The following is a 21354-nucleotide window of genomic DNA, read 5'->3' on the forward strand; positions in this document are numbered from 1 at the left end:
GGTACCGTGACAAAATAATTCACCCGGTTTCGTGAAAACCGTAGACGCTATACTCCACTCGCTAGAACAGTCGTAGCAATGAACGATACGGCGACCGAGGTCTCTCGCACGAAGGCGTGGCTCATGGCGGCCAGACCGCACACCCTCCCCGCCGCCGCCGCGCCGATTTTCGTCGGCGTTGGACTCGCCGTCCACGAGGGACTGTTCGCCCCGCTTCCCGCGCTCGCCGCCTTCGTCGGCGCGGCGCTCATCCAAATCGGCACCAACTTCGCGAACGACTACTACGACGCGATAAAGGGCGTCGATACCGACGAACGAAAGGGATTCACGCGGGTCACCCAATCTGGCCTCATCGCACCCGACGAAGTCAAGCGCGCGATGTACGGCACGTTCCTGCTCGCCATCCTCGTCGGCGCGTATCTGGTGTACATCGGCGGGCTTCCGATACTCATCGTCGGACTCGCCAGCGTCGTCAGCGGAATCGCCTACGCGGGCGGGCCGTTCCCGCTCGGTTCGAACGGCCTAGGCGACCTGTTCGTCTTCGTCTTCTTCGGCGTCGTCGCCGTGATGGGGACGTTTTACGTGCAAGCCGCCGCAGTACTCGCCCCACCCTTCGCGCTGGGGATTCCCGAGGGAACCGTCACGTGGCAGGCGTTTTTGGCGAGCCTCCCGGTCGCGGCCATCTCCACGAACATCCTCGTCGTGAACAACGTCCGCGACTTGGAAACCGACAAAAAAGCGGGCAAGAAGACGCTCGCGGTGCTCATCGGCTACTCCGCTAGCCGCGCCGAGTTCGTCGGCATGCTTGCGCTCTCGTATCTCGTCCCCGTCTACTTCTGGACGAGTAGCGAGTTCGGCCTTGCCGTGCTTTTGCCCCTGCTGACCGGTCCCTACGCCGTGATGGTCGCCCGAACCCTCCTGACGGAAACGTCGGGCGAGGCGCTCAATCCCGCGCTCGAACAGACGGGAAAACTGCTGGCCGTCCACTCGGCCCTGTTCGCCCTCGGAATGGTGCTCTAAATGAGGATCGAAACGCGAGAATTTTCGCTTCCGCTGGAATCGCCCCTTGAAACGGCGCACGGCACAATCGAGCATCGGAAGGGTATCCTCGTTCGAATCGAGGACGGCGACTTCGTCGGGATCGGTGAGGCGGCGCCGCTTCCGGGATGGACCGAATCGCTCCCGGCTTGCCGTGCCGCACTTGCCGACATTGAGTCTCCTGAAAATTCACTTTCCGACCTCGAAGACGCACTGACCACGCTCAAATCGACGCCTGCGGCTCGACACGGGCTCTCACTCGCTCTCGCGGACATTCGAGCGAAGCGCGACGGCGTACCGCTCTACCGACACCTCGGCGGCCCGGAATACGTTGAGGTGATTCCGGCCAATGCAACCGTCGGCGACTGCTCGCCCGCCGAAACCGTCGATGCCGTCGCGGATGCGGTTTCCGCCGGGTTCGAGTGCGTGAAAGTGAAAATCGGGGCGCGTTCGGTCACCGACGACGTGGCGCGACTCAGAGCCGTCCGCGATGCCGTCGGTTCCGACGTCGAACTCAGAGTCGACGTCAACGGCGGATGGTCACGCGCACAGGCACGCGAAGCGTTCCACAAACTCGACCCGCTCCGAATCGCCTACGTCGAACAACCGGTACCGGGAGACGACATCGACGGCCTCGCCGACCTCCGCTGTCGGTCGATTCGCGTCGCGGCGGACGAGTCGATAGCCGAAGCGTCGGTCGATGCAGTACTCGACGCCGGGGCCGTCGACGTTCTCATCTGCAAACCGATGGTGCTGGGTGGCCCGGACAAGGCCGTCGAAGTCGCCGAGCGCGCCCGCGATGTTGGCGTCTCGCCGGTCGTGACGACCACCATCGACGGCGTGGTGGCCCGAACCGCCGCGATTCACGCTGCAGCGGCGATTCCTGACCGATCCGCAAGCGGACTCGCAACCGGGGCGATGCTCGCCCGTGACCTCGGTCCCGACCGCACTCGACTTGTGGACGGGTCGGTCAGCGTTCCGCAGAACGCGGGAAACGGCGTTGCGGACACGTGGGGGCACCGATGAACCTCCAAAATACGATGGATTGGCTCGCACACCGCGCCGCGGTATCGCCGGAGGCGACCGCACTTATCGAAGCCGAAGACGGCGAAAAATGGACGTACGCCGACCTCGATTCGGCGGTGGAAGAAACCGCCGGACGACTCGCCGGACTCGGCCTCCGCGCGGGCGACCATCTCGGCGTCCTGATGGAAACGCGGATGGCGTCGGTTCGGCTCGTTCACGCCGCGATGCGACTCGGCTGCGTGCTGGTTCCGCTGAACGTTCGCCTCGCGAAACCCGAGCTTCGCCGACAGGCCAGTCACACGGACCTGTCGGCACTCGTCTGCGAGGCCGAAACGGAATCGATGGCCCGCGAAATTCCCGGAGACGTTCCGGTTGCTTCGGTCGATCCCTCCCCGAAAACGACGCTCATCGAGTGCGAACGAGTCGAATTCGTTCCCAAACAGTGGTCACACGACGACCCGCAGGTGATGCTGTTTACGTCGGGAACGACCGGCAATCCGAAGGCGGTCGTCCTCACGATGGGAAACCTGTTCGCCAGCGCGACCGCTTCCGCGTTTCGGCTGGGCGTCCTTCCCGGCGACCGGTGGCACCTTTGCCTTTCGACGTACCACATGGGCGGACTCGCGCCGCTCCTGCGCTCCGCACTGTACGGAGCCGCCGTGGTGGTTCAGACGGGTACCGGATTCGACCCCGAGGAGACGCTGGAAAACGTTCGAAAACACGACGCAACCGGAATATCGCTCGTTCCGACGATGCTCCGTCGGATGTTCGATTCGGAGGCCCCCGAACATTCCGCCGGTTCGTCCCGGCTAGATACCCTCCGGTTCGTTCTGCTCGGTGGTGCGCCCGCTCGCGACGAACTGATTCGCGAGTGTGAAGCACGGAACGTTCCGGTCTGCCCGACCTACGGAATGACCGAAACCGCGTCGCAAATCGCCACCGCTCGACCCGCGGAGGCGTTCGCCCATCTCGGAACGGTCGGGCGACCCCTCATGTTCGCCGAAATTACGGTTCTCGATGAGAACGGGGCACCGGTTTCTCGCGGCACGGCGGGCGAACTCGTCGTTTCCGGGCCGACCGTGATGGCGGGCTACTACGGCAATCCTGACGCGACGAAAGAGGCTTTCGGTGAACACGGCCTGCACACCGGCGACGTGGGCTACCGCGACGAAGGTGGTCGAATTTGGGTACTGAACCGACGCTCCGACCGAATCGTCACCGGCGGGGAGAACGTTCATCCCGGTGAGGTCGTAGCCGTACTCCGCGACCATCCCGCGGTTCGGGAGGTCGCAGTAGTCGGCGTCGAAGACGCCGAGTGGGGTGAACGAGTCGGTGCGCTGGTCGTTCCTGTCGGTGGAGAAACGGTATCTTTCGAATCCGTTCGGGAGTTCTGCGACGGTCGCCTCGCCGGGTACAAACACCCTAAACTGCTCGAAACGACCGACGAACTGCCGCGAACCGCCTCTGGAACGATCGACCGCGACGCAGTTCGCAAGCGGCTCCGTTAGGACTCCCGAACCTGTAAATTGACCGACCGACTGACGTCGAGACTGTTGCTCGCGTTTATCTCGACGTTCTGTCGAAATCGAACGCGTGCATCCGAGGTGGGCGAAAGCTGTCCTCGAATTTCGCCGTCGGGATTCGCCTCGGTGTGGACGTTGACGTAGGCGTTCCCGTCCTCGATGGCCGTCACGAGCGCGTCGAGCGGTTCCCCTTCGAGCGGCCCGACGAAATCCGCCGCCGAGAACTGTCCCGATGAGAGAACGCCATCGAACCGACCGGCGACCAACTGCGGATTCGTTCGCTTTGGGCCGGGGTACAGCCACACGACGACCGGTCCGTCCTCCCCGACCGCGCCGCGATGAATGTGCGCCTGCGTAACGTTCTCTATTTCGGTCACGAGGACGACGAATCGCATCATTTCCCCCTCTTGGACGACCATTGCGGTTCCTTGGGCGTCCGTTTGCACCGATTGTGACTGCTGTTGACCGCTCATTCGACCGGCACTAAACGCCACACCGTCTGCTGATTGGCCGCTGACGATACCGCTCCCGACTCCCACTGCGACGCCCGTTTTGAGCATATCGCGTCTGTTGAACATCTCCGTTCCCCCGTTCACCGTCAACCGGTCGTCGTATAAATGACCGGGCCGTCTCCGCTGGGTACAACGAACTTTTATCCCGCCAAAACCTATGCTCTGGTGTGTGTACACTCATTGTCGCGTGGCGGGTGTTCGACGGGACGCCGATCGTCGCCGCCGCGAACCGCGACGAAGCGCTGGGTCGTCCGTCGCGGTCCCCCTCGGTGCTCGACCGTGACCCACTCGTCGTCGCCCCGCAGGACGAGGAGGCCGGGGGGACGTGGATAGGTTACAACGAGCATGGACTGTTCGTCGGCGTGACGAACAGATCGGCCGAAATCGACGGCGACCGCTCCCGCGGACTGTTGGTTCGGGACGCGCTGTCTCACGAATCGTCGGCCGACGCGCTGGGATTCGTTCGCGACGAACTCGCGAAGCGGCAGTACGCCGGATTCAACCTCTTTCTAGCAGATAGCGACGAAGCGACCATTTTACAGTGGGACGGCGTGCTCGAAACCACGCCTCTCGACCCGGGGTACCACGTCGTCGTCAACGAGGGGATGGACTACGACGCACCGAAATCGAAGCGGATTCTGCACGCCGTCCTCCCGGACCTCGGCGAGAACGGTTCGGTCGGAGAGTGGCGCGCCCGCGTGAAAACCGTGCTTCGCGACCACGACATCGGAGCGTGCGTCCACGGCGACGGCTACGGAACCCGCTCGTCGTCTATCGTCGCCATCGACAGCGCGGGCGTCGGAACCTACGAGTTCGCCGACGGGCCGCCCTGCGAAACGGCGTACCGAAGCGTGGAAGGTCACATTTAAACGCCCGCCCGTCCCTGTATGGAACATGAGCACAGCCACGTCCGAGGACGACCTCACCGAGGACGAGTTCGCGGGACTCGAACTCGTCCGCGAAACGGGCGGCATTCACCAGAGCGACTTCTGGAAACAGCTCGACGTTTCGTCTCGAAAGGGCAGTCGAATCGTCGAATCGCTGGTCGCGAAGGGACTCGTCCAGCGCGAAAGAACCGTCTACGACGGACACAACACCTACTTCGTCACCCCCGCCGCGAAAGACCTCAACTTTGCACTTCTGATGGCGGGCGACATGCTCTCGCCGTTCATCGGCGAAGAGGAAATCGATCCCGAGAGCGACGCCTTCTCGCAGTGGATTATGAACCTCGCCTACGAGGAGTAATTCAGACAACTACTGTTCATCCTTTTCCGGCAGTATCTCGCGGTGACAGACCAATATCATCGAAGGGTATCTGACCTACCCCATCTTTTTGCCAGTTCTACTTTCGGTAGTTGAATATCTATCCCGACCAATCGCGGATGGCTGGTAATCGGTTGTCCTCAGACCAAGCATGCTAGATATTAAATTAATATATACTCTCTCTAATATCATAATCGCTATGGAGAAAAGCAAAGGAGGCAATGCAACGCGACGTGACGTTCTGAAACGTATCGGTGCGGCTGGCGTAACCGGTCTCGGCGGAGCCGCAGTGGCGAGCGGTACTGCGGCCGCGAAGCCGACAGTTGACTGGGAAACCGCCCATTCCAGCAACTATACGAGCGCAAACCGCGGCGCGGGCTATATCGACTGGATCGTCATCCACACAGTTCAAGGGTCGGCCAGCAGTGCGGTCAACTGGTTCCAGAACCCCGACGCGAACGTCAGCGCGCACTACACCGTCGCCGAAGACGGCTATAAGTACCAGAGCGTCAGCGACATTAACATCGCGTGGCACGCGGGCGGGTCGAACTACAACACCTACTCCGTCGGCATCGAACACGGCGGCTACGTCAGCGGGACCTACGAGGACGCGCAGTATCGGGAGTCTGCCAAACTCGCTAGCTGGCTCTGCGACCAGTACGGCGTCCCGAAACAGCATCCATCGACCGTCCCGTACGACGCGGCGAATCCGGCGAACGGTGGCATCATCGCCCACTCCCAAGTGCCCGAGAGCACGCACACTGATCCCGGCTCCAACTGGGACTGGGGCTACTACATCGACCTCGTCAATTCGTACTGAGCGGGTGAGTCGCTCTCTGCTGTGAATTAGCCGATTTGTTCACGGCAGAAACCACGGACTTTTCCCTCGAATTTCCGCACCTCGTATTGGGCTTTCTAGCTCTTCGAAAGAGGATAAAATTTGCATACATATTCGAGGAGATATATTCTCGCATTCACATATCGAGACCGAAATTCGCGCACCTGTTGTACAGAGACTTTAGGGTGTCAATGAACACAGCACCTTCGTTCGGTGATTACTCCAGCGCGCTTCCGGTGCGAATCACGCGCTTTTCGCCGAACTTCGGCCCGATGAACTGCACGCCGACGGGGAGGCCGTCGGTTTCGCCCGCGGGAACCGAAATCGCGGGGAGGTTGGCGAGGTTCACGGGAACCGTGTTCGCGTCCGCGAGGTACATCTGGAGCGGGTCGTTCAGACTCTCGCCGAGTTCGAACGGCGGCGTCGGCATGGTCGGACTGGCCAGCACGTCCACGTCTTCGAAGGCGGAATCGAAGTCCTGTTTGACCCACGCGCGAGCGTCTTGGGCTTTCTTGTAGTACTTGTCGTGGTAGCCCGCGGAAAGGGCGTAGGTGCCGAGCAGGATTCTGCGTTTCACTTCGTCGCCGAACGCTTCCTCCCGGGCCTCCGAGAACACTTCGTTCCAGTTGCCGTCGTAGCCGCCGGAGTGGCCGTACCGGACGCCGTCGTAGCGCGCGAGATTCGAGGAGGCTTCCGACATGGCGATGACGTAGTAGGCCTCAACTGCGTGTTCAACCGAGGGAAGCGACACCTCGTGGACGGTTGCGCCCTTCGATTCCAGGTCGTCCATGGCGTCCCAGAACCGTTCGACGACGCCCTCGTCCGCGCCTTCGACGAGTTCCGTCGGGACGCCGATGTCGAGTCCGTCAACGTCGCCGTCGGCGGTGCTGGCGTAGTCCGCGTCCGCACCGTCGTCTCTGGTCGTGGCGTCGTGTTCGTCCGGCCCCGCAATCACGTCGAGGAGTCCGGCGGCTTCCTCTACGGTGTGGGCAATCGGGCCGATTTGTTCGAGACTGTTGGCGTAGGCGACGAGTCCGTAGCGCGAGACGAGCCCGTAGGTCGGTTTGATGCCGACGACGCCGCAGAACGCGGCGGGACAGCGAATCGAGCCGCCGGTGTCGGTTCCGAGCGCGAGATCCGCCTCGCCCGCCGCGACCGCTGCGGCACTACCACCGGACGAACCGCCCGGAACGCGCCCTTCCGCGACCGGGTTTTCCGTCGCGCCGAACGCGGAGGTTTCGGTGGTCGTTCCCATGCCGAACTCGTCCATGTTGGCCTTGCCGACGATGGTCGCACCCGCGCCCTTCAGTCTCGTGATGACGGTTGCGTCGTATGGCGGGACGTACTCTTCGAGCATCGCCGACCCGCAGGTGGTTCGGACGCCTTCGGTGCTGATGTTGTCCTTGACGGCGACGGATCTTCCGGAGAGCGGGCCGTCCGATTCGCCCTCGATGGTTTTCTCGGTGATGAAGATGGTATCGTTTCCGCTCATGAGACGTTCGGCCCCTTGAAGTAACCCTCCTCTGACTCCGGCGCATTCGACAGCGCGGCCTCCTGTTCCAAACCGTCTCGAATTTCGTCCTCGCGCATGACGTTTACGAGATCGGCGTCGCGTTCGACTTCCGGAACCTCGTCCAGCGTTTCGAAGTATCCCAGAATATCCGCGAACTGTCCGGCGAACTGCTCGGCTTCCTCCTCGGAAATGGCCACACGGGCCAACCGTGCGACGTGCCGAACCTCGTCAGGTCCGGGAGACGTATCGCTCATGTATTGACGAACCCGCGGACAAGCGGTAAGGGTTTCGATACTCTACCCCGTTCGGTGTCGATTCGAGCGCGTACGTCCGGAACAACACGTCGCGAAAAACAGCGGAACGACGGTGTTCGAGAATCTTTCCGAATGTGGAGGGGTGCGAGAATATTTCACAATTCAGATATAGGAACCAAAGGTTCAAAATCCACACTAGACTTAAGTTGGTGCACGTCTTACGCAATACGTCTATCGCTTCTCCAACCCTCTACCTTTCTTCGACAGTACGCGCCCATGACTGATACACGCACTCGACCAAACGAACGAACGGAGACCAGTGGCGAGCGAACGAAATCCGAATCCGACGAAGAACAAGCAACCGAACGGCAGTCCGAGGAGCGGGTTGTTGACGAACGAGAACGCTGTCCCGAGTGCGGCGGCCCGTTGGTGACCGACGAGGAGCGTGGCGAGCGCGTCTGTGACGATTGCGGCCTCGTGGTCGAAGAGGATGCGGTTGACCGCGGTCCGGAGTGGCGCGCGTTCGACGCGAACGAACGCGAACAGAAGTCCCGCGTCGGTGCCCCGACGACGACGATGATGCACGACAAGGGACTCTCGACCAACATCGACTGGCGGGACAGGGACGCCTACGGCAACTCGCTCGGGTCGCGCCAGCGCGAGAAGATGCAGCGATTGCGCAAGTGGAACGAGCGATTCCGCACGCGCGACAGTAAGGAGCGCAACCTCAAGCAGGCGCTCGGCGAAATCGACCGCATGGCCAGCGCCCTCGGCCTACCGGACTCGGTTCGGGAAATGGCCAGCGTCATCTACCGCCGAGCATTGGACGAAAATCTGCTCCCCGGTCGCTCCATCGAGGGCGTCGCAACCGGGTCGCTCTACGCTGCTGCGCGACAGGCCAGAACGCCGCGCAGCTTGGACGAACTGACCGCGGTTTCGCGCGTCGAAAAGGACGAAATCGCCCGTACCTACCGCTACGTCGCCCGCGAACTCGGCCTCGAAATCGAACCAGCCGACCCGAAAAGCTACGTTCCCCGGTTCGCGTCGGAACTCGATCTGTCGGACGAAACGGAGCGCAGGGCGCGGTCGCTGCTCGATACGGCGACGGAGCAGGGAATCCACAGCGGCAAGAGTCCCGTGGGACTCGCCGCCGCGGCGGTGTACGCCGCCGCCCTGTTGACCAACGAGAAGGTCACCCAAAGCGAGGTGAGCGAAGTGGCGAACATCAGTGAAGTTACGATTCGGAACCGATACCACGAACTGCTCGACGCCGAAGAAGAGACGATTACGCCCTGACCGCGGACGGACAGGAAACGACGACGCGGATCGAAACCGTGAACCGAAACCGCGAATCTCCTTTCTGCATGGAGACGACGCGACATTTCACCGCGACGACCTACGTCGTCCACGACGGCGAGTGCTTGCTTCACGAACACGACCGACTGGGGATGTGGCTTCCGCCGGGCGGGCACATGGACAGAGACGAACTCCCGCGAGAGGCCGCCCTGCGGGAAGTTCGCGAGGAAACCGGATTGAATGTGGCCCTCCTCGAACCGAAAACGACCGTCACCGCCGATTTCGGACAGGAACTGTCACCAGCGGAACACACCATGCTCTACGACATCGACAGTTTCGACGGGGAAATCGCCCACCAGCACATCGATTTCGTCTACTACGCCGAATCGGCGAACCGCAACCTCTCGCCGGACGACGGGGAAGTCGAGGGCGATGGCTGGAAGTGGTTCTGTCCGAAGGAATTACGCGAACACGACGAATTGACGGGGGAAGTCGTTACGCTCGGAATCGAGGCGATCGAACGTGTCGACTCGCAGTAGAAAACCGACGATTGGCACGTCAGCGGCCGGATTAGGCGGTGTATAATAAGGTCTTTCCAGTGGATTCTCGGGGGCATGAGCATCATCGACCGACTGTTCGGAAGCGACGAAGACCCCCGACCCACCTACGTCTGTACCGGATGTGGAAAAGCGTTCGACGGCGATCAAAAACTCTGTCCCGACTGCGGAAGCGAACAAATCGTCACACCAAGACAGTGACAGTATCAATTCATATCGAATCTATGTAGTATATGAAATTCCCGGATCTGTATCTTCGAAATATCGAATATTGATAAGACGCCGTTTTGTAGCTGTTTATCCGGCGCATAATAATATTCATACCGAAAGTTAGACAAATAAGAGATGGGATTTGTCAGCAAAATCAGTTTGGAACTTACCCGTGCGGGCGCGGCACGGTTCGAATGTAAAGCGTGTGGGACACGATACGAACTCGACAGGCAGGCGTGTGCCGAATGCGGCGGCCACTGCATCGGCTACCACGATTCGTGGGTACAGAGACGGCTGACGGAAGGAACGCCGGGACAGCAGAGTTCCTAACTCGATTCTAGTCGTGAGCGGACGTACTTCGTCACGTGGTCGTCAATCCGCCGTTTGTAGCCCGCCCGTCGCGCGAGTCGGTCGAGTTCGCGCGCGACGAGGCTGCCGTACTGCACCGCTTTCTTGTCCCTGTTCGCTACCGAATCGGGGACGAATGTTCGGGCTGACTCCCTGAACGCCCACTTTCGAACACCATCCTCCGAAACCAACATTTCACCGGATAGTCGAAGTGCAGTTCGAACGACGCGGTCGGAAAGCAGCGGCGCGACGGGCGCAACGCCCGCGGATCGAAGGGACAGTACGTCCCGCGTCAACTGCTGGGGAAGCGTCGAAATCGTCTCGCGGGCCGCACCGCGAACGGTTTCGGCCTCGACGCGGTGATCCGCGCGCGCGACTTTTTCGTAGCCGCCGAACAACTCGTCCGCACCCTGTCCGACCGCGAGCCGATTGTAACCGTCCTCTCGTGCTCGTTCGGCGGTCAGGTACAGCGGAAGCGCGATTTGCACGTCCATCGCGTTCGTTCGGTCGATTGCACGGGCCACCTCGGGAATCGCACGTTCGATGTCCTCGTGCGTGAGTTCGACCACCTGCACCTGCCGGTTCATCTCCGCTGCCGCGGTTTGTGCAGCATCCACGTCGTGACTATCGGGAAATCCGGCGACGTACAGCGGACAGTCGAAGGCGCTGGCGACGACGGCCGAATCGACGCCGCCCGAAAACGCAACCGCGAGGTCGTTAGACGAAATCGATCCGAGACTGACTTCGACGGACTCGCGAACCGCTCTGATTGCCTCGTCTTCGTCCTCGAAAACTGGCGATTCGGGCAGTTCCCACAGTCGCTCATCGCCGTCTTCGGTGCGGGCAAAACCCGCGGGAACCGGAGTTGGGTCGGCTAAATCGCGGGGGTCGTAACTCCACGTCGTCGGATCGTCGGTCTCGGTGAAAATCGGATAACGTCCCAAAACGTCTCGAACGAGTCTTCGCGGTTCGTCTCCGTCCTCGCTCGCGTCCAGTTCCCCCGCAAACCCTCGCGTTCCCGGAAGCGGGTCGTTCGTCTCGATTGCACGCCGAACGAGGGCTTCATCTGCACCCTGCATCATTCGAAATACTGCCCGACGCGGCTGATGACGCGACGTTTTGCGCCGCCCGCGGCCTGCCGAAAGCTGATTCGCCACGGCGTTCGCTTGCCCTGCACCTCGGTTCGGCCATCGACGATTGCACCCAAAATCGCCCTGCTGTCGCGGGTGGTCACGTCGATGTTCGTCACGGCCTGGCCGACCATCTCGCTGATGTGGGCGTCGCTGCCCGCCGTCATCGGAACGTCGTGTTCCCGAGCAAACTCCTTCGCGCGGCGGTTGCCGCGCCCCGTCAAGAGGCGAGAGTTGTACACCTCGATGGCGTCCGCCTGCGCGAGCTGTTTTCGGGTGACGTTCACAGCGACGCCGCTTCGGGATTTCTGGAACGGATGCGGAACGATTGCGACACCGCCTTGTTCTCGGATTTGGTCGAGCGTTTCGACGAACGGCAACCCCGGCGGAACCCGTTCTTCGATACCTAACCCGAGGACGTGCCCGGCACGCGAGGTGATTTCCATGCCGGGAATCCCCACCAACCCATACTCGGGGGCGAGGTTCGCGGCTTCGAGACTGGCGTCGATTTCGTCGTGGTCGGTGACGACGAGGGCGTCGAGTCCGACGGCCTTCGCTTGCTCTAAGAGCAACTCCACCGGGTCACGACCGTCGTGAGAGAGCGCGGAATGACAATGCAACTCGACCGAAAGCACGGCCGGAGGTTGGGAGGGGGATGGCAAAAGCAACTCGGTCCGCGTTCGTGTAACTATCTATCGTTGGTCGGGTTGAAAGCGTCGCTCGGAATCTTCTGCGAAATTACAGTGGTTCGCGCCATTCACTCGTGAACCAACTGTAGGCGTCTCGCGGACGACCTTTGGCGAGCAGGGCCAGTCCGACGAACGCGACGACGAACGGCGTGAGGGTGTACGTAACTGTCTTCAGGACGATCTGTTCGAGGGGATGGTGATGGAGGCTCATGGTTTCAGCGTGGGAGTTGTTGTCTGTGGGGCGTCCGTCAGCTATGTTGGTAGCTGGTGTGCGGTAAATGCTTTCTGGAACTGTCCTTGATTGTGTTTGTTCTCGGAGCCGGACAAATGTGATGGTCGGCACGCACGTGTTATGCTACAGAAAATAGATATAGTCTCTAACTATATAAAAAATTTATGATAGATAAAACGAAACAACTGTAGGAGAAATAATAATAATTACAATCATATGGCCGTAATATTTACTGGCGTTCACATACAACACAATTCTGTCGAAGGACACAGACTTTGCGGTCGTCACCTTCGATGTCATCCGTCGGTAACTCATAGACGTGGATAGCGCTCACGACGGCGGCACCAACCTGACTCTCCACGTCTTTTCAAGAAGCTAATTGTTTAGCCGCTTAACCCATGCTGTCGAATGACATAGCTATTTTTGTCGGGGTGCAACCGACGCATTGGACAAACAAAACCCGACAAACGCAGGAAACGCGTGCCATATTCGATTTTTCCCTACCCTGCGTTTTTGACCGACGTCTATTCGCAGAATTTCAGTATACAAGTACGTGGCGTGTTACGTCGATTTAGTCATTCGGTGATCGACGGAGCGGGTTATCTGTCCGGCTGTCCGCAGGCTTATCCAATTTCTGGGGTCGGAAACACGTGGGTTTTCTTCTCCATTTTCGACTTGGATTGCGCCGTGTCGGTACAGCAGTGCCTGATCTATTCTGGTTACTGTGGGAACGAACGTGTATAGTAGCGGCAATAATTACGAAAAATTAGCCACAATATTTACTATGGTGCAAGGACGATAGAATATGTCGAAGGTAAGGTTGTTCACCTTCGTCATCCAGCCGAAGTGCACAGACGTGAAGACTCATCGTGACGCCAATCTAACTCACCCACGTCTGTTTTATAGAGTAGATACAGTCCAACTCAGTAGCTGCGTCACTGTCGTTTACGAGGTCGAGAAGGAGTATAGATAGAAGAAATTGTAGGGTTGCAAAAACCTAGCAGAACTAAGTTATGGCGGCTTCAAACAGCGATTGAAGAACCAGTTTCAGCTCGGTCTCCGCTTATCAAATTAGTTCGAGAGCATGTTAGTCTTCAACTTGCAGTACTTGGCATTTTGTCGGGTATTCTGACAGCCACATTCACTTCCGGAGCGACTGTCGCGCATGCATATGATATTTCTCGCCTTCGTAAGTACTAATTCAGTTATAAGAACAGGACTACTATCAAATTGCAGCCACTGGTTGGTTATTCAGATACACGGGTATCGAAATCCGATATAGTCCGGATGATTGATGTCAGAAAGGTCTAAAATTACCCGTAAAACTATCATTTATCTACCCGTTGGTTACTCTGACCTCATGACGGTGGCGAGAGGCAGTCGGTTTCCGACTTTGTTTGGAATGAAGTCGGTATCCTCTCGGAATACTGTCAGATGGGCGACTTATGTCGGTTGCACGAATCCCTACACATTCGTGCATATGGAAAGGCATTAATCTGCCCTGTCTGTACAGAACAGTGAATGAGTCTCTCCGAGTCCGACCGCGAACTGGTCGTCGCTGAACTGGGCCGCGACCCGACTCCAGCCGAGGAAACGCTGTTCGAGAACCTCTGGAGCGAACACTGCGCTTATCGTTCGTCGCGCCCGCTGTTGTCGGCGTTCGATTCCGAAAGCGAAGCTGTCGTCATCGGCCCCGGTGACGACGCGGCGGTCGTCGCGCTTCCGTCGGTCAACTCCGACTCCACTCGCGACGATGGCCGCGTGGATGAGGACACGTACATCACGATGGGTATCGAGAGCCACAACCACCCGTCCTACGTCGACCCCTACGACGGCGCGGCGACGGGCGTCGGCGGCATCGTCCGCGATACGCTGTCGATGGGTGCCTACCCCATCGCGCTCGCGGACAGCCTCTACTTCGGTGGATTCGATCGCGAACATTCCCGGTACCTTCTGGAAGGTGTCGTGGAGGGTATCGCGGACTACGGCAACTCCATCGGCGTTCCGACCGTCACCGGAAGCACGCAGTTCCACCCCGATTACGAGGGCAATCCGTTGGTCAACGTGGCCTGCGTCGGCCTGCTTTCTGCCGACCGACTCGTCACGGCGAACGCGCAGAAACCGGGGAACAAACTCGTTCTCGTCGGCAACGCGACGGGGCGCGACGGACTCGGCGGCGCGAGCTTCGCCAGCGAAGATCTCTCGGAGGACGCCGAAACCGAAGACCGTCCGGCCGTGCAGGTCGGCGATCCCTACACCGAGAAACTGCTCATCGAGGCCAACGAGGAACTCGTGGACGGCGACCTCGTGGAGTCGGCCCGCGACCTCGGCGCGGCTGGACTCGGCGGCGCGTCCAGCGAACTTGTGGCCAAAGGCGGTCTCGGCGCGGACATCGAACTCGATCGCGTCCACCAGCGCGAACCGAACATGAACGCGCTCGAAATCCTCCTCGCGGAGTCCCAAGAGCGCATGTGTTACGAAGTTCGACCCGAAAACGTCGATGCAGTTGCGGATATCGCCGAAAAGTACGACCTCGGTTGTTCGGTCATCGGCGACGTGACCAACGGCAACTACGTTTGCACGTTCGAGGGCGAGACGGTCGTGGACGTGTCCGCCGAGTTCATCGGCGACGGCGCGCCGATGAACGACCTCCCCGCTGAAGAACCGACGCAACCCGACCGCGACCTGCCCGATTTCGACCTCGTCGAGGCGTTCGAGGCGGTCGTCGGGTCGCCGAACTGCGCGAGCAAACGCTGGGTGTACCGCCAGTACGACCACGAGGTACAAACCCGAACCGCGACCGCCCCGGGCGACGATTCGGCGGTGATGGCGATTCGGCGGGCCGGACTCGGCCTCGCCTTCTCGTCCGGCGCGAACCCCCACTGGACGACCACCGCGCCCTACGACGGCGCTCGCGCGGTCGCTCTGGAAAACGCGACGAACCTGGCCGCGAAGGGTGCGACGCCGCTCGCGGCGGTGGACTGCCTTAATGGCGGCAATCCCGAAAACCCCGACGTGTACGGCGGCTTTACGGCAATCGTAGACGGTCTCGCGGATATGTGCAGCGAACTCGACGTTCCGGTCGTCGGCGGGAATGTCTCGCTTTACAACGACTCCGCGAGCGGCCCGATTCCGCCGACGCCGACGCTGGCGATGACGGGAACGACTGCCGACTATGACGCCCCTCCGGCTGAGATTTCGGGTGAAGGAACGCTACTGCTGGTCGGCGAACCGAAGGGCGCACTCGGCGGGTCGGAATATTTGGCGCAGGTCGGCGGAACCGACCGATTCCCCGAACTACCGGAGAACGCGTCCGAAATCGTTTCTGCACTCTCCGAGGTCGCCACGCAGGACGGAACGCTCGCGGTACACGACGTGAGCGACGGCGGCCTCGCGGTGACGCTGGCCGAGATGGTTTCCGAAAGCGCGGGCGCGTCGGTTTCGCTTTCCGACTCCGCGGAATCGCTGTTCAGCGAACTGCCGGGTCGCGCAGTGGTCGAGACGACGAGTCCGGAAGCCGTAACCCGCGCGTTCTCCGGTGTCACCCCCGTCACCGAACTCGGGACCGCGGACGATTCGGGGGCGCTGAAAATCGAGACGGACGACGAAACGCTTCGCCGGTCGGCGGCGGAGATTGGGGAACTGCGAAACGTGCTCGTCCGAGAACTGGACTGAGCGGTCGCTCCTATCCCTTTTGAAGGACAAAAAACGCGCGTTTCTACGGGCTGAACAGCAGGAGTGGAATTCCGAAAACGACTGCGAGTCCGACGACGGTGACGAGCAGGCCGGTCGTCACTTGGCTCATCGTGAACTTCTGCATCGGGGACGTTACTCGTTCTACCTCTCCGGGTTCGTATTCGTGACCGCTCATGTTTTTGCGTCCGTCTGCCCGGTACTTCGGTGTATCGGTGTTCGGGGACGGATGTGGGAGTCGGGAACTGCAACCAATGTATTCGAAGGTAGGTTACTCACCGAGACCGGTGACCGATTCGTTCGAAGCGAGTCCAATTCTTGCCCGTAATCCGGTTCCTTTTGACGCCCGACACCCTACTCCCGCCCATCGAATGACCCTCACGAAGCGAATCATCCCGTGTATCGACGTGGATTTGGACGACGACGGGAACCCCGCGGTGTACACCGGCGTCAACTTCGAGAACTTGCAGTATACCGGCGACCCGGTAGAGATGGCCCGGCAGTACAACGAGGCGGGCGCGGACGAGTTCGTCTTCCTCGACATCACTGCCAGCGCGGACGGTCGAGAGACGATGCTCGACGTGGTTTCCGCCGTGGCCGACGAGGTATTTATTCCCCTCACCGTCGGCGGCGGCATCCGAACGCGCGAGGACATCAAGGAAACCCTTCGCGCGGGCGCTGACAAAGTCTCTATCAACACCGCCGCGCTGGAGCGCCCGGAACTCGTGACGGAAGGCGCGACGGCGTTCGGCAGCCAGTGCATCGTCATCAGCGTGGACGCGCGCAGGCGATTCGACGAGGAAGGCGAGCATTACGAGCAGGTCGATGGCGAATCCTGCTGGTTCGAGTGCACGGTCAAAGGCGGCCGGGAAGGAACCGGCATCGACGTTGTCGAGTGGGCGAAGGAAGCCCAATCCCGCGGCGCGGGCGAACTGTTCGTCAACTCCATCGACGCCGACGGGACGAAAGACGGCTACGACGTGCCGCTGACGAGGGCGGTTTGCGATTCGGTTTCGACGCCGGTTATCGCCTCGTCGGGTTGTGGCGGCCCGGAAGACGCCTACGAGGTGTTCACGGATGCGAACGCGGACGCGGCGCTTGCCGCCTCCATCTTCCACTTCGGCGAATATTCGATTCGAGAAGTCAAGGAGTACCTCGCGGAGCGTGACGTCCCGGTTCGGTTGTAAATTGGTGCCAGCGATGTCTATTCGATTGTAATTCGAATCCGAATTTGACGGCCGCTCGACTGTCGAATCGAAAGCGAAGAAAAACGGATGCGCTACCGATTACGCCGCGGCGGTGAACGCGTCGCGGAAGGCGTTCGCCTTGTCTTTGATGTTCTGTGCGCCGGATTCCAGCGCGTCCAGTGGGTCGGTGCCATCTTCAGTTTTCAGTGAGAGAATCGGGTCGGTCTGGCCACCGGACTGTTCGGGATTCAGGTCGTAGGTAGCCGCCGCGACGCCCTCGGTTTCGAGGAGCGCACCTTTGAGCACGTTCATGAACGTGTGGTCTTCGCCCCCGATTTCTAGCTGGAGTTCGGTGTCGCTCTTCTCGATAACCCGCAGTTCCATGCGTGTTGGTTCTTCGTTGTCGCGTTTCAATCTTGCGAAGCACGGGTTACAGTTGGGATATTATTTACCATGCTCTGGAGTCCGTCAGCCTTCAGACGGAACCACTGCGTTCGCTCTCTTGACTACAAATCACGACAACAAATAACCGCCACCGCATGCGGGCGAGTGCGCCGACCGCTGGGCGTACTCGCCCTTTTCGTCCCCTGACCTCCCCGGGCGCTCGGACACCTGCGCCGACCGCTGGCGCAGGTGTCCTCGCCGCGCGTCCAGAAGGCTTGACCATTTGCTGTTTTCAAGGCTACTCTGTCGCGCGCGAACTGCTGTTCGAGGATTCGAGAACGCAGAAACTCGTCGTTCACCAATCGAGGCAAAAACGGGAAAATCGCGGTTTAGAACTGGACTTCCGCGCCGACGTACAGCACGACGACGAGGAAAATCCAGACGACGTCCACGAAGTGCCAGTACATCGAAACCGTGCTCACCGACAGGTGGCGCTCCGCGGAGTACTGTCCGTAGAGCGCGCGCACGAACACGATGCCGATGAGAACCGCACCCATCGTCACGTGAATGCCGTGCAGGCCGGTCAGGCCGTAGAACGCGCTGTTGAACACGCCGCCCGTGAAGGTGAAGTGTTCGTGGACGATGAACTCGTAGTACTCGTACACCTGTCCGCCGATGAAGATGGCTCCGAGCAGGAGCGTCGCGGCGAGTCCAGCGAGGAAGCGACTCCGGTTGTTCCTTCGTAGTTCGACGTGCGCCCAGTGGAGCGTGATACTACTCAAGACCAGCAGCGCCGTGTTGATTACCACCAGCGACCCGAGGAGAGGCGGTAGCTCAGCACCGGATGGAGGCCACGCCCCCGCGCGAATGAAGAAGAAATACACGAAGCCCGCGCTGAACGTCGCGATTTCCGAGCCGAGGAACGCAATCATCCCCCAGCGAAGTGCGTTAACGCCCGCTTCCCGCGAATCCCTGCTCCAGAAGTGTTTGACGAACGCGTGATACACCCAGCCGTACAGGCCAGCGAGGAAAACAGCGGTGCTGGCGATGAACACCGCCGGACCGATGGTCGGCCCGACGAGGTTGGTTCCGCCGTGTCCGAGGACGAACAGCGCGGCACCGATGTAGAACCCTGCTCCACCGACGGCGGTGATGAAGGGCCACCACGACGCCTCGCCAAAGCCTTTCGGCCAGTCCTCGACGGCCGGGAGGTGATGGCCGTGCTCCTCTGTCGAATCGTCCGTTACCGTCATACTGAGAGGGTTACGGGCCGACTACTAAAAATGCACCCAAAACCCTTCGGCGGACCCGGAACGTTTCGGATGCCAAATAGCAACGCAATCGCTGGAAACGAGGGATCGAAAGGACGAACGGATAAAAAAGCGAGTTACGCCGACGCAGTGGTTGTCGTCGCGTTGCCGCCAGAACTGCTGTTGCCGCCGGAACCGTTGCCGCCCTCACCGCTTCCGCGCTGCTCTTGGAGCCACTGCTGGTACTCGCTCTGGGAGACGACTTGTACTTCGCCGAGCATCTCTGAGTGGCCGACGCCGCAGTACTCAGCACAGTAGAGTTGATAGGTGCCCGTTTCGGTCGCCTCCGTCTTGATGACGTTGTGCTGGTTCGGGATGGCGTCCTGTTTCAGGCCGAGTTCCGGAACGTGGAGTGAATGTAGCCAATCCGTCGATGTTACGTTGAGATACACCGGTCGGTCTTCCGGAATCACCATCGTTCCGCTGGTGGAAACGTTCTCACCTTCGTAGTTAAAGGTCCAGACGTACTTCTCCGCGACGACTTCCACCTCAACCGCGTTTCCTTCCATCTCCTGTGCGTCCTCCGGAGTGGTGGTGACGTACTCGTTCGCCATCACGCCGTAGGAGGCGTAGCCGACGAACAGCAGGACGATTGCGGTCGCGACGGTCCACGTGATTTCGAGGCGACGATTCTCCTTCGTCGGGAGCGGGTTGTCGTTGTTGCGGAACTTCCACACGGTGTAGATGAGGATACCCTCGACGAGCAACGTGATCGGAATCGCCGCGTACAGCAACTGGGTGTTCAGCGTCTGGATGAGTTCCTCGGTCGTCGAACTGTAACCCTGTGCCAGCACGGGGTCAACAGCGACCGAAAGAAGCGCCGCGCCGAGCACCGAGACGAACGCTATCCGCTTGGAATCCATATGCGCTAGACTTAGGAAACGGCCCATAAATATGTGCTGTCTTTGTCGCCGCGGGAAGTCGGATGGTCTAAGTACGCGCGAACACAACCGTCGCACAACGGTGGCATTGCAGGGTCTCTCTTCCGATCGGTTCGAACGTGCGCTGACAGCAACCGCAGTCGGCGTCTATCTGCTCGTCGTCGTCGGTGCAACGACGTCGCTCACCGACGCCGCAACCGCCTGTTCGACGTGGCCCGCCTGCAACGGCCAATGGGTCGTCCCCTTGGACGACCCGAAACTCGCAATCGCGTGGGGACACCGCGTCGTCGCGCTCGTCGTTGGCATCCTGCTCCTCGCCACGACATTGTTGGCGTGGCTTCGCGACTCGCGCAAGCGCGTACAATTTTCACTCGCCGTCGCCGCGGTGCTGTACCCCGTTCAAATAGGACTGGGCGCGCTGGCCGCGACGACGACGGCGACGAGCGTCCTCACGGCAACCCACCTCCTCATCGCGATGGCCATCTTCACCGGCATCGTCCTCGCTCTCGCGTGGACGCTCGAACCCGATGAGAAGGACGGCCCGGTCGAGATGGGCGTCGAGCAGAAACCCACAACCGGGTCGCCCACCCCGGAATCCCTTTCCGGAATTGGCGCGACCGCCTACGCCTACTTCCGACTGATGAAACCGCGTCTGATGTGGCTCCTCTGCCTCGTCGCCTCGGCGGGCATGGCGCTCGCGGCGGGGCAGAACCTCGAAGTCGGCACCGTCGTCGCAACCCTGACGGGCGGTGTTCTCTCTATCGGCGCAAGCGGGACGTTCAACCACGTCCTCGAACGCGACGTTGACAAGCGAATGAACCGCACCGCGGATCGCCCCGCGGCGACGTCCCAAATCCCGATTCGAAACGCGGTGGCGTTCGGCGTTCTGCTATCCATCGCTTCGCTGGCCGTCTTCCTCTCGGTCAACCTGTTGGTCGCCGTCTTCGGCCTGACGGCCATCGTGTTCTACAGCGTCGTCTACACGCTCCTATTGAAACCCAACACGGTGCAGAACACGGTTATCGGCGGCTTCGCCGGGTCGCTTCCAGCGCTCATCGGCTGGGCCGCCGTCACGAACGACGTCGGCCTTCCGGCGCTCGTCCTCGCGGGCGTCATCTTTCTCTGGACGCCAGCGCACTTCTACAACCTCGCACTGGCGTACAAGGACGACTACGCGCGCGGCGGCTTCCCGATGATGCCCGTCGTCCGTGGGGAAGCGGAAACCCGAAAACACATCCTGCTGTGGTTGGGCGCGACTCTCCTCTCGGCGGGCATTCTCGCCACCGTGACGACCCTTAGCTGGCTGTACGCGATTACGACCGTCGCGTTCGGTGCGGTGTTCCTGATGGCGGTCGTGCGACTCCACCACGAGCGCGACGAGACGGCGGCCTTCCGTGCGTTCCACGCCTCGAACGCCTACCTCGGGTCGCTCCTCGTCGCAATCGTCGTCGATTCACTGGTAGTATGAGT

The 21354-nt window shown here is 60.6% G+C and carries 23 protein-coding genes; 13 read left to right on the forward strand and 10 right to left on the reverse strand.

All coding sequences use genetic code 11. The features are described 5' to 3' along the window. Positions 1-78 precede the first annotated feature (78 nt). From LIX15_RS16980 to menE, 3 genes are read left to right on the forward strand one after another with little or no spacing between them, the layout of a single operon-like run. Positions 79-1020, forward strand: a complete 942-nt coding sequence (locus tag LIX15_RS16980) for a 1,4-dihydroxy-2-naphthoate polyprenyltransferase (protein ID WP_227774428.1) — start codon at positions 79-81, stop codon at positions 1018-1020. After that, positions 1021-2064: a mandelate racemase/muconate lactonizing enzyme family protein gene (locus tag LIX15_RS16985; protein WP_227774430.1), complete on the forward strand. Its 1044-nt coding sequence runs from the start codon at positions 1021-1023 to the stop codon at positions 2062-2064. It begins immediately after the preceding gene. Continuing rightward, positions 2061-3572 (forward strand): o-succinylbenzoate--CoA ligase, encoded by a 1512-nt coding sequence (menE, locus tag LIX15_RS16990; RefSeq protein ID WP_227774432.1) that lies wholly within the window; start codon positions 2061-2063, stop codon positions 3570-3572. The genes LIX15_RS16985 and menE overlap by 4 nt, the downstream gene beginning before the upstream one ends. On the opposite strand, the gene LIX15_RS16995 is transcribed toward menE, so the two are convergent. After that, complete coding sequence (locus tag LIX15_RS16995) at positions 3569-4165, reverse strand: CHRD domain-containing protein (protein ID WP_227774434.1); 597 nt, start codon at positions 4163-4165, stop codon at positions 3569-3571. The genes menE and LIX15_RS16995 overlap by 4 nt on opposite strands. A gap of 101 nt (positions 4166-4266) precedes the next feature. On the opposite strand from LIX15_RS16995, the gene LIX15_RS17000 reads away from it, so the two are divergent. The 3 genes from LIX15_RS17000 to LIX15_RS17010 all read left to right on the forward strand — a co-directional run bounded on the left by LIX15_RS17000 (position 4267) and on the right by LIX15_RS17010 (position 6182). Then, entirely contained in the window at positions 4267-4968 is a 702-nt protein-coding gene (locus tag LIX15_RS17000; RefSeq protein WP_227774436.1) for an NRDE family protein, read from the forward strand. Between the two features lie 25 nt (positions 4969-4993). After that, positions 4994-5344: a helix-turn-helix transcriptional regulator gene (locus LIX15_RS17005; protein ID WP_227774438.1), complete on the forward strand. Its 351-nt coding sequence runs from the start codon at positions 4994-4996 to the stop codon at positions 5342-5344. 217 nt (positions 5345-5561) lie between these two features. Then, positions 5562-6182 (forward strand): N-acetylmuramoyl-L-alanine amidase, encoded by a 621-nt coding sequence (locus LIX15_RS17010; protein ID WP_227774439.1) that lies wholly within the window; start codon positions 5562-5564, stop codon positions 6180-6182. Between the two features lie 235 nt (positions 6183-6417). On the opposite strand, the gene gatA is transcribed toward LIX15_RS17010, so the two are convergent. Then, positions 6418-7692 (reverse strand): Asp-tRNA(Asn)/Glu-tRNA(Gln) amidotransferase subunit GatA, encoded by a 1275-nt coding sequence (gene gatA / locus LIX15_RS17015; protein WP_227774441.1) that lies wholly within the window; start codon positions 7690-7692, stop codon positions 6418-6420. After that, positions 7689-7967 (reverse strand): Asp-tRNA(Asn)/Glu-tRNA(Gln) amidotransferase subunit GatC, encoded by a 279-nt coding sequence (gatC, locus tag LIX15_RS17020; RefSeq protein ID WP_227774442.1) that lies wholly within the window; start codon positions 7965-7967, stop codon positions 7689-7691. The genes gatA and gatC overlap by 4 nt, the downstream gene beginning before the upstream one ends. Positions 7968-8243: 276 nt before the next feature. On the opposite strand from gatC, the gene LIX15_RS17025 reads away from it, so the two are divergent. The 4 genes from LIX15_RS17025 to LIX15_RS17040 all read left to right on the forward strand — a co-directional run bounded on the left by LIX15_RS17025 (position 8244) and on the right by LIX15_RS17040 (position 10360). Next, positions 8244-9263, forward strand: coding sequence for a transcription initiation factor IIB (locus LIX15_RS17025; RefSeq protein WP_227774444.1), 1020 nt, complete (start codon positions 8244-8246; stop codon positions 9261-9263). A gap of 68 nt (positions 9264-9331) precedes the next feature. Next, positions 9332-9802 carry an NUDIX hydrolase gene (locus LIX15_RS17030; protein WP_227774446.1) on the forward strand — a complete coding sequence of 157 codons (471 nt, stop codon included), beginning with the start codon at positions 9332-9334 and terminating at the stop codon, positions 9800-9802. Positions 9803-9877: 75 nt separating this feature from the next. Further along, positions 9878-10021 carry a hypothetical protein gene (locus tag LIX15_RS17035; protein WP_227774449.1) on the forward strand — a complete coding sequence of 48 codons (144 nt, stop codon included), beginning with the start codon at positions 9878-9880 and terminating at the stop codon, positions 10019-10021. A gap of 144 nt (positions 10022-10165) precedes the next feature. Further along, entirely contained in the window at positions 10166-10360 is a 195-nt protein-coding gene (locus LIX15_RS17040; RefSeq protein ID WP_227774451.1) for a hypothetical protein, read from the forward strand. On the opposite strand, the gene LIX15_RS17045 is transcribed toward LIX15_RS17040, so the two are convergent. From LIX15_RS17045 to LIX15_RS17055, 3 genes are all read right to left on the reverse strand, one after another. After that, on the reverse strand, positions 10357-11457 hold the full coding sequence (locus LIX15_RS17045) for an asparagine synthase C-terminal domain-containing protein (protein WP_227776920.1): 1101 nt from the start codon (positions 11455-11457) through the stop codon (positions 10357-10359). The two genes, LIX15_RS17040 and LIX15_RS17045, sit on opposite strands and share 4 nt — an antisense overlap. After that, positions 11457-12143, reverse strand: a complete 687-nt coding sequence (locus LIX15_RS17050) for a PHP domain-containing protein (RefSeq protein WP_227774452.1) — start codon at positions 12141-12143, stop codon at positions 11457-11459. Before LIX15_RS17050 ends, LIX15_RS17045 begins: the two co-directional genes overlap by 1 nt. A gap of 103 nt (positions 12144-12246) precedes the next feature. Beyond that, positions 12247-12408, reverse strand: coding sequence for a hypothetical protein (locus LIX15_RS17055; protein ID WP_227774454.1), 162 nt, complete (start codon positions 12406-12408; stop codon positions 12247-12249). A 1542-nt stretch (positions 12409-13950) separates the two neighbouring features. On the opposite strand from LIX15_RS17055, the gene purL reads away from it, so the two are divergent. Continuing rightward, the gene (gene purL, locus LIX15_RS17060; RefSeq protein ID WP_227774456.1) at positions 13951-16104 is read left to right on the forward strand and encodes a phosphoribosylformylglycinamidine synthase subunit PurL; all 2154 of its coding nucleotides are present in this window, start codon (positions 13951-13953) and stop codon (positions 16102-16104) included. 43 nt (positions 16105-16147) lie between these two features. On the opposite strand, the gene LIX15_RS17065 is transcribed toward purL, so the two are convergent. After that, entirely contained in the window at positions 16148-16300 is a 153-nt protein-coding gene (locus LIX15_RS17065; protein ID WP_227774458.1) for a DUF7550 family protein, read from the reverse strand. Between the two features lie 193 nt (positions 16301-16493). On the opposite strand from LIX15_RS17065, the gene hisF reads away from it, so the two are divergent. Further along, positions 16494-17309, forward strand: coding sequence for an imidazole glycerol phosphate synthase subunit HisF (gene hisF / locus LIX15_RS17070; RefSeq protein ID WP_227776921.1), 816 nt, complete (start codon positions 16494-16496; stop codon positions 17307-17309). A gap of 99 nt (positions 17310-17408) precedes the next feature. Here the strand turns inward: hisF and LIX15_RS17075 are convergent, their stop codons facing one another. From LIX15_RS17075 to coxB, 3 genes are all read right to left on the reverse strand, one after another. Then, entirely contained in the window at positions 17409-17693 is a 285-nt protein-coding gene (locus LIX15_RS17075) for a DNA-directed RNA polymerase subunit L (protein WP_227774459.1), read from the reverse strand. A 389-nt stretch (positions 17694-18082) separates the two neighbouring features. After that, entirely contained in the window at positions 18083-18946 is an 864-nt protein-coding gene (locus tag LIX15_RS17080; protein WP_227774461.1) for a cytochrome c oxidase subunit 3, read from the reverse strand. A gap of 134 nt (positions 18947-19080) precedes the next feature. Further along, positions 19081-19866, reverse strand: coding sequence for a cytochrome c oxidase subunit II (gene coxB, locus LIX15_RS17085; RefSeq protein WP_227774463.1), 786 nt, complete (start codon positions 19864-19866; stop codon positions 19081-19083). A gap of 106 nt (positions 19867-19972) precedes the next feature. Between coxB and LIX15_RS17090 the strand changes: the two genes are divergently transcribed. Next, a complete protein-coding gene (locus LIX15_RS17090) occupies positions 19973-21352 on the forward strand; it encodes a heme o synthase (RefSeq protein ID WP_227776922.1) in 1380 nt (459 codons plus the stop codon). Positions 21353-21354: the final 2 nt, after the last annotated feature.

It is taken from the genome of Haladaptatus pallidirubidus, from assembly GCF_020700235.1.
Taxonomy (GTDB): Archaea; Halobacteriota; Halobacteria; order Halobacteriales; family Haladaptataceae; genus Haladaptatus; species Haladaptatus pallidirubidus.

What these genes read in the sequence shown, in the direction of transcription:
- LIX15_RS16985 (WP_227774430.1), top strand. Translation starts at nt 1,021, where the DNA reads ATGAGGATCGAAACGCGAGAATTTTCGCTTCCGCTGGAATCGCCCCTT.
- LIX15_RS16995 (WP_227774434.1), bottom strand. Translation starts at nt 4,165, where the DNA reads ATGTTCAACAGACGCGATATGCTCAAAACGGGCGTCGCAGTGGGAGTC.
- menE (WP_227774432.1), top strand. Translation starts at nt 2,061, where the DNA reads ATGAACCTCCAAAATACGATGGATTGGCTCGCACACCGCGCCGCGGTA.
- LIX15_RS17055 (WP_227774454.1), bottom strand. Translation starts at nt 12,408, where the DNA reads ATGAGCCTCCATCACCATCCCCTCGAACAGATCGTCCTGAAGACAGTT.
- LIX15_RS17025 (WP_227774444.1), top strand. Translation starts at nt 8,244, where the DNA reads ATGACTGATACACGCACTCGACCAAACGAACGAACGGAGACCAGTGGC.
- gatA (WP_227774441.1), bottom strand. Translation starts at nt 7,692, where the DNA reads ATGAGCGGAAACGATACCATCTTCATCACCGAGAAAACCATCGAGGGC.
- gatC (WP_227774442.1), bottom strand. Translation starts at nt 7,967, where the DNA reads ATGAGCGATACGTCTCCCGGACCTGACGAGGTTCGGCACGTCGCACGG.
- LIX15_RS17005 (WP_227774438.1), top strand. Translation starts at nt 4,994, where the DNA reads ATGAGCACAGCCACGTCCGAGGACGACCTCACCGAGGACGAGTTCGCG.
- hisF (WP_227776921.1), top strand. Translation starts at nt 16,494, where the DNA reads ATGACCCTCACGAAGCGAATCATCCCGTGTATCGACGTGGATTTGGAC.
- purL (WP_227774456.1), top strand. Translation starts at nt 13,951, where the DNA reads ATGAGTCTCTCCGAGTCCGACCGCGAACTGGTCGTCGCTGAACTGGGC.
- LIX15_RS17080 (WP_227774461.1), bottom strand. Translation starts at nt 18,946, where the DNA reads ATGACGGTAACGGACGATTCGACAGAGGAGCACGGCCATCACCTCCCG.
- coxB (WP_227774463.1), bottom strand. Translation starts at nt 19,866, where the DNA reads ATGGATTCCAAGCGGATAGCGTTCGTCTCGGTGCTCGGCGCGGCGCTT.
- LIX15_RS16980 (WP_227774428.1), top strand. Translation starts at nt 79, where the DNA reads ATGAACGATACGGCGACCGAGGTCTCTCGCACGAAGGCGTGGCTCATG.
- LIX15_RS17065 (WP_227774458.1), bottom strand. Translation starts at nt 16,300, where the DNA reads ATGAGCGGTCACGAATACGAACCCGGAGAGGTAGAACGAGTAACGTCC.
- LIX15_RS17075 (WP_227774459.1), bottom strand. Translation starts at nt 17,693, where the DNA reads ATGGAACTGCGGGTTATCGAGAAGAGCGACACCGAACTCCAGCTAGAA.
- LIX15_RS17040 (WP_227774451.1), top strand. Translation starts at nt 10,166, where the DNA reads ATGGGATTTGTCAGCAAAATCAGTTTGGAACTTACCCGTGCGGGCGCG.
- LIX15_RS17030 (WP_227774446.1), top strand. Translation starts at nt 9,332, where the DNA reads ATGGAGACGACGCGACATTTCACCGCGACGACCTACGTCGTCCACGAC.
- LIX15_RS17045 (WP_227776920.1), bottom strand. Translation starts at nt 11,457, where the DNA reads ATGCAGGGTGCAGATGAAGCCCTCGTTCGGCGTGCAATCGAGACGAAC.
- LIX15_RS17010 (WP_227774439.1), top strand. Translation starts at nt 5,562, where the DNA reads ATGGAGAAAAGCAAAGGAGGCAATGCAACGCGACGTGACGTTCTGAAA.
- LIX15_RS17035 (WP_227774449.1), top strand. Translation starts at nt 9,878, where the DNA reads ATGAGCATCATCGACCGACTGTTCGGAAGCGACGAAGACCCCCGACCC.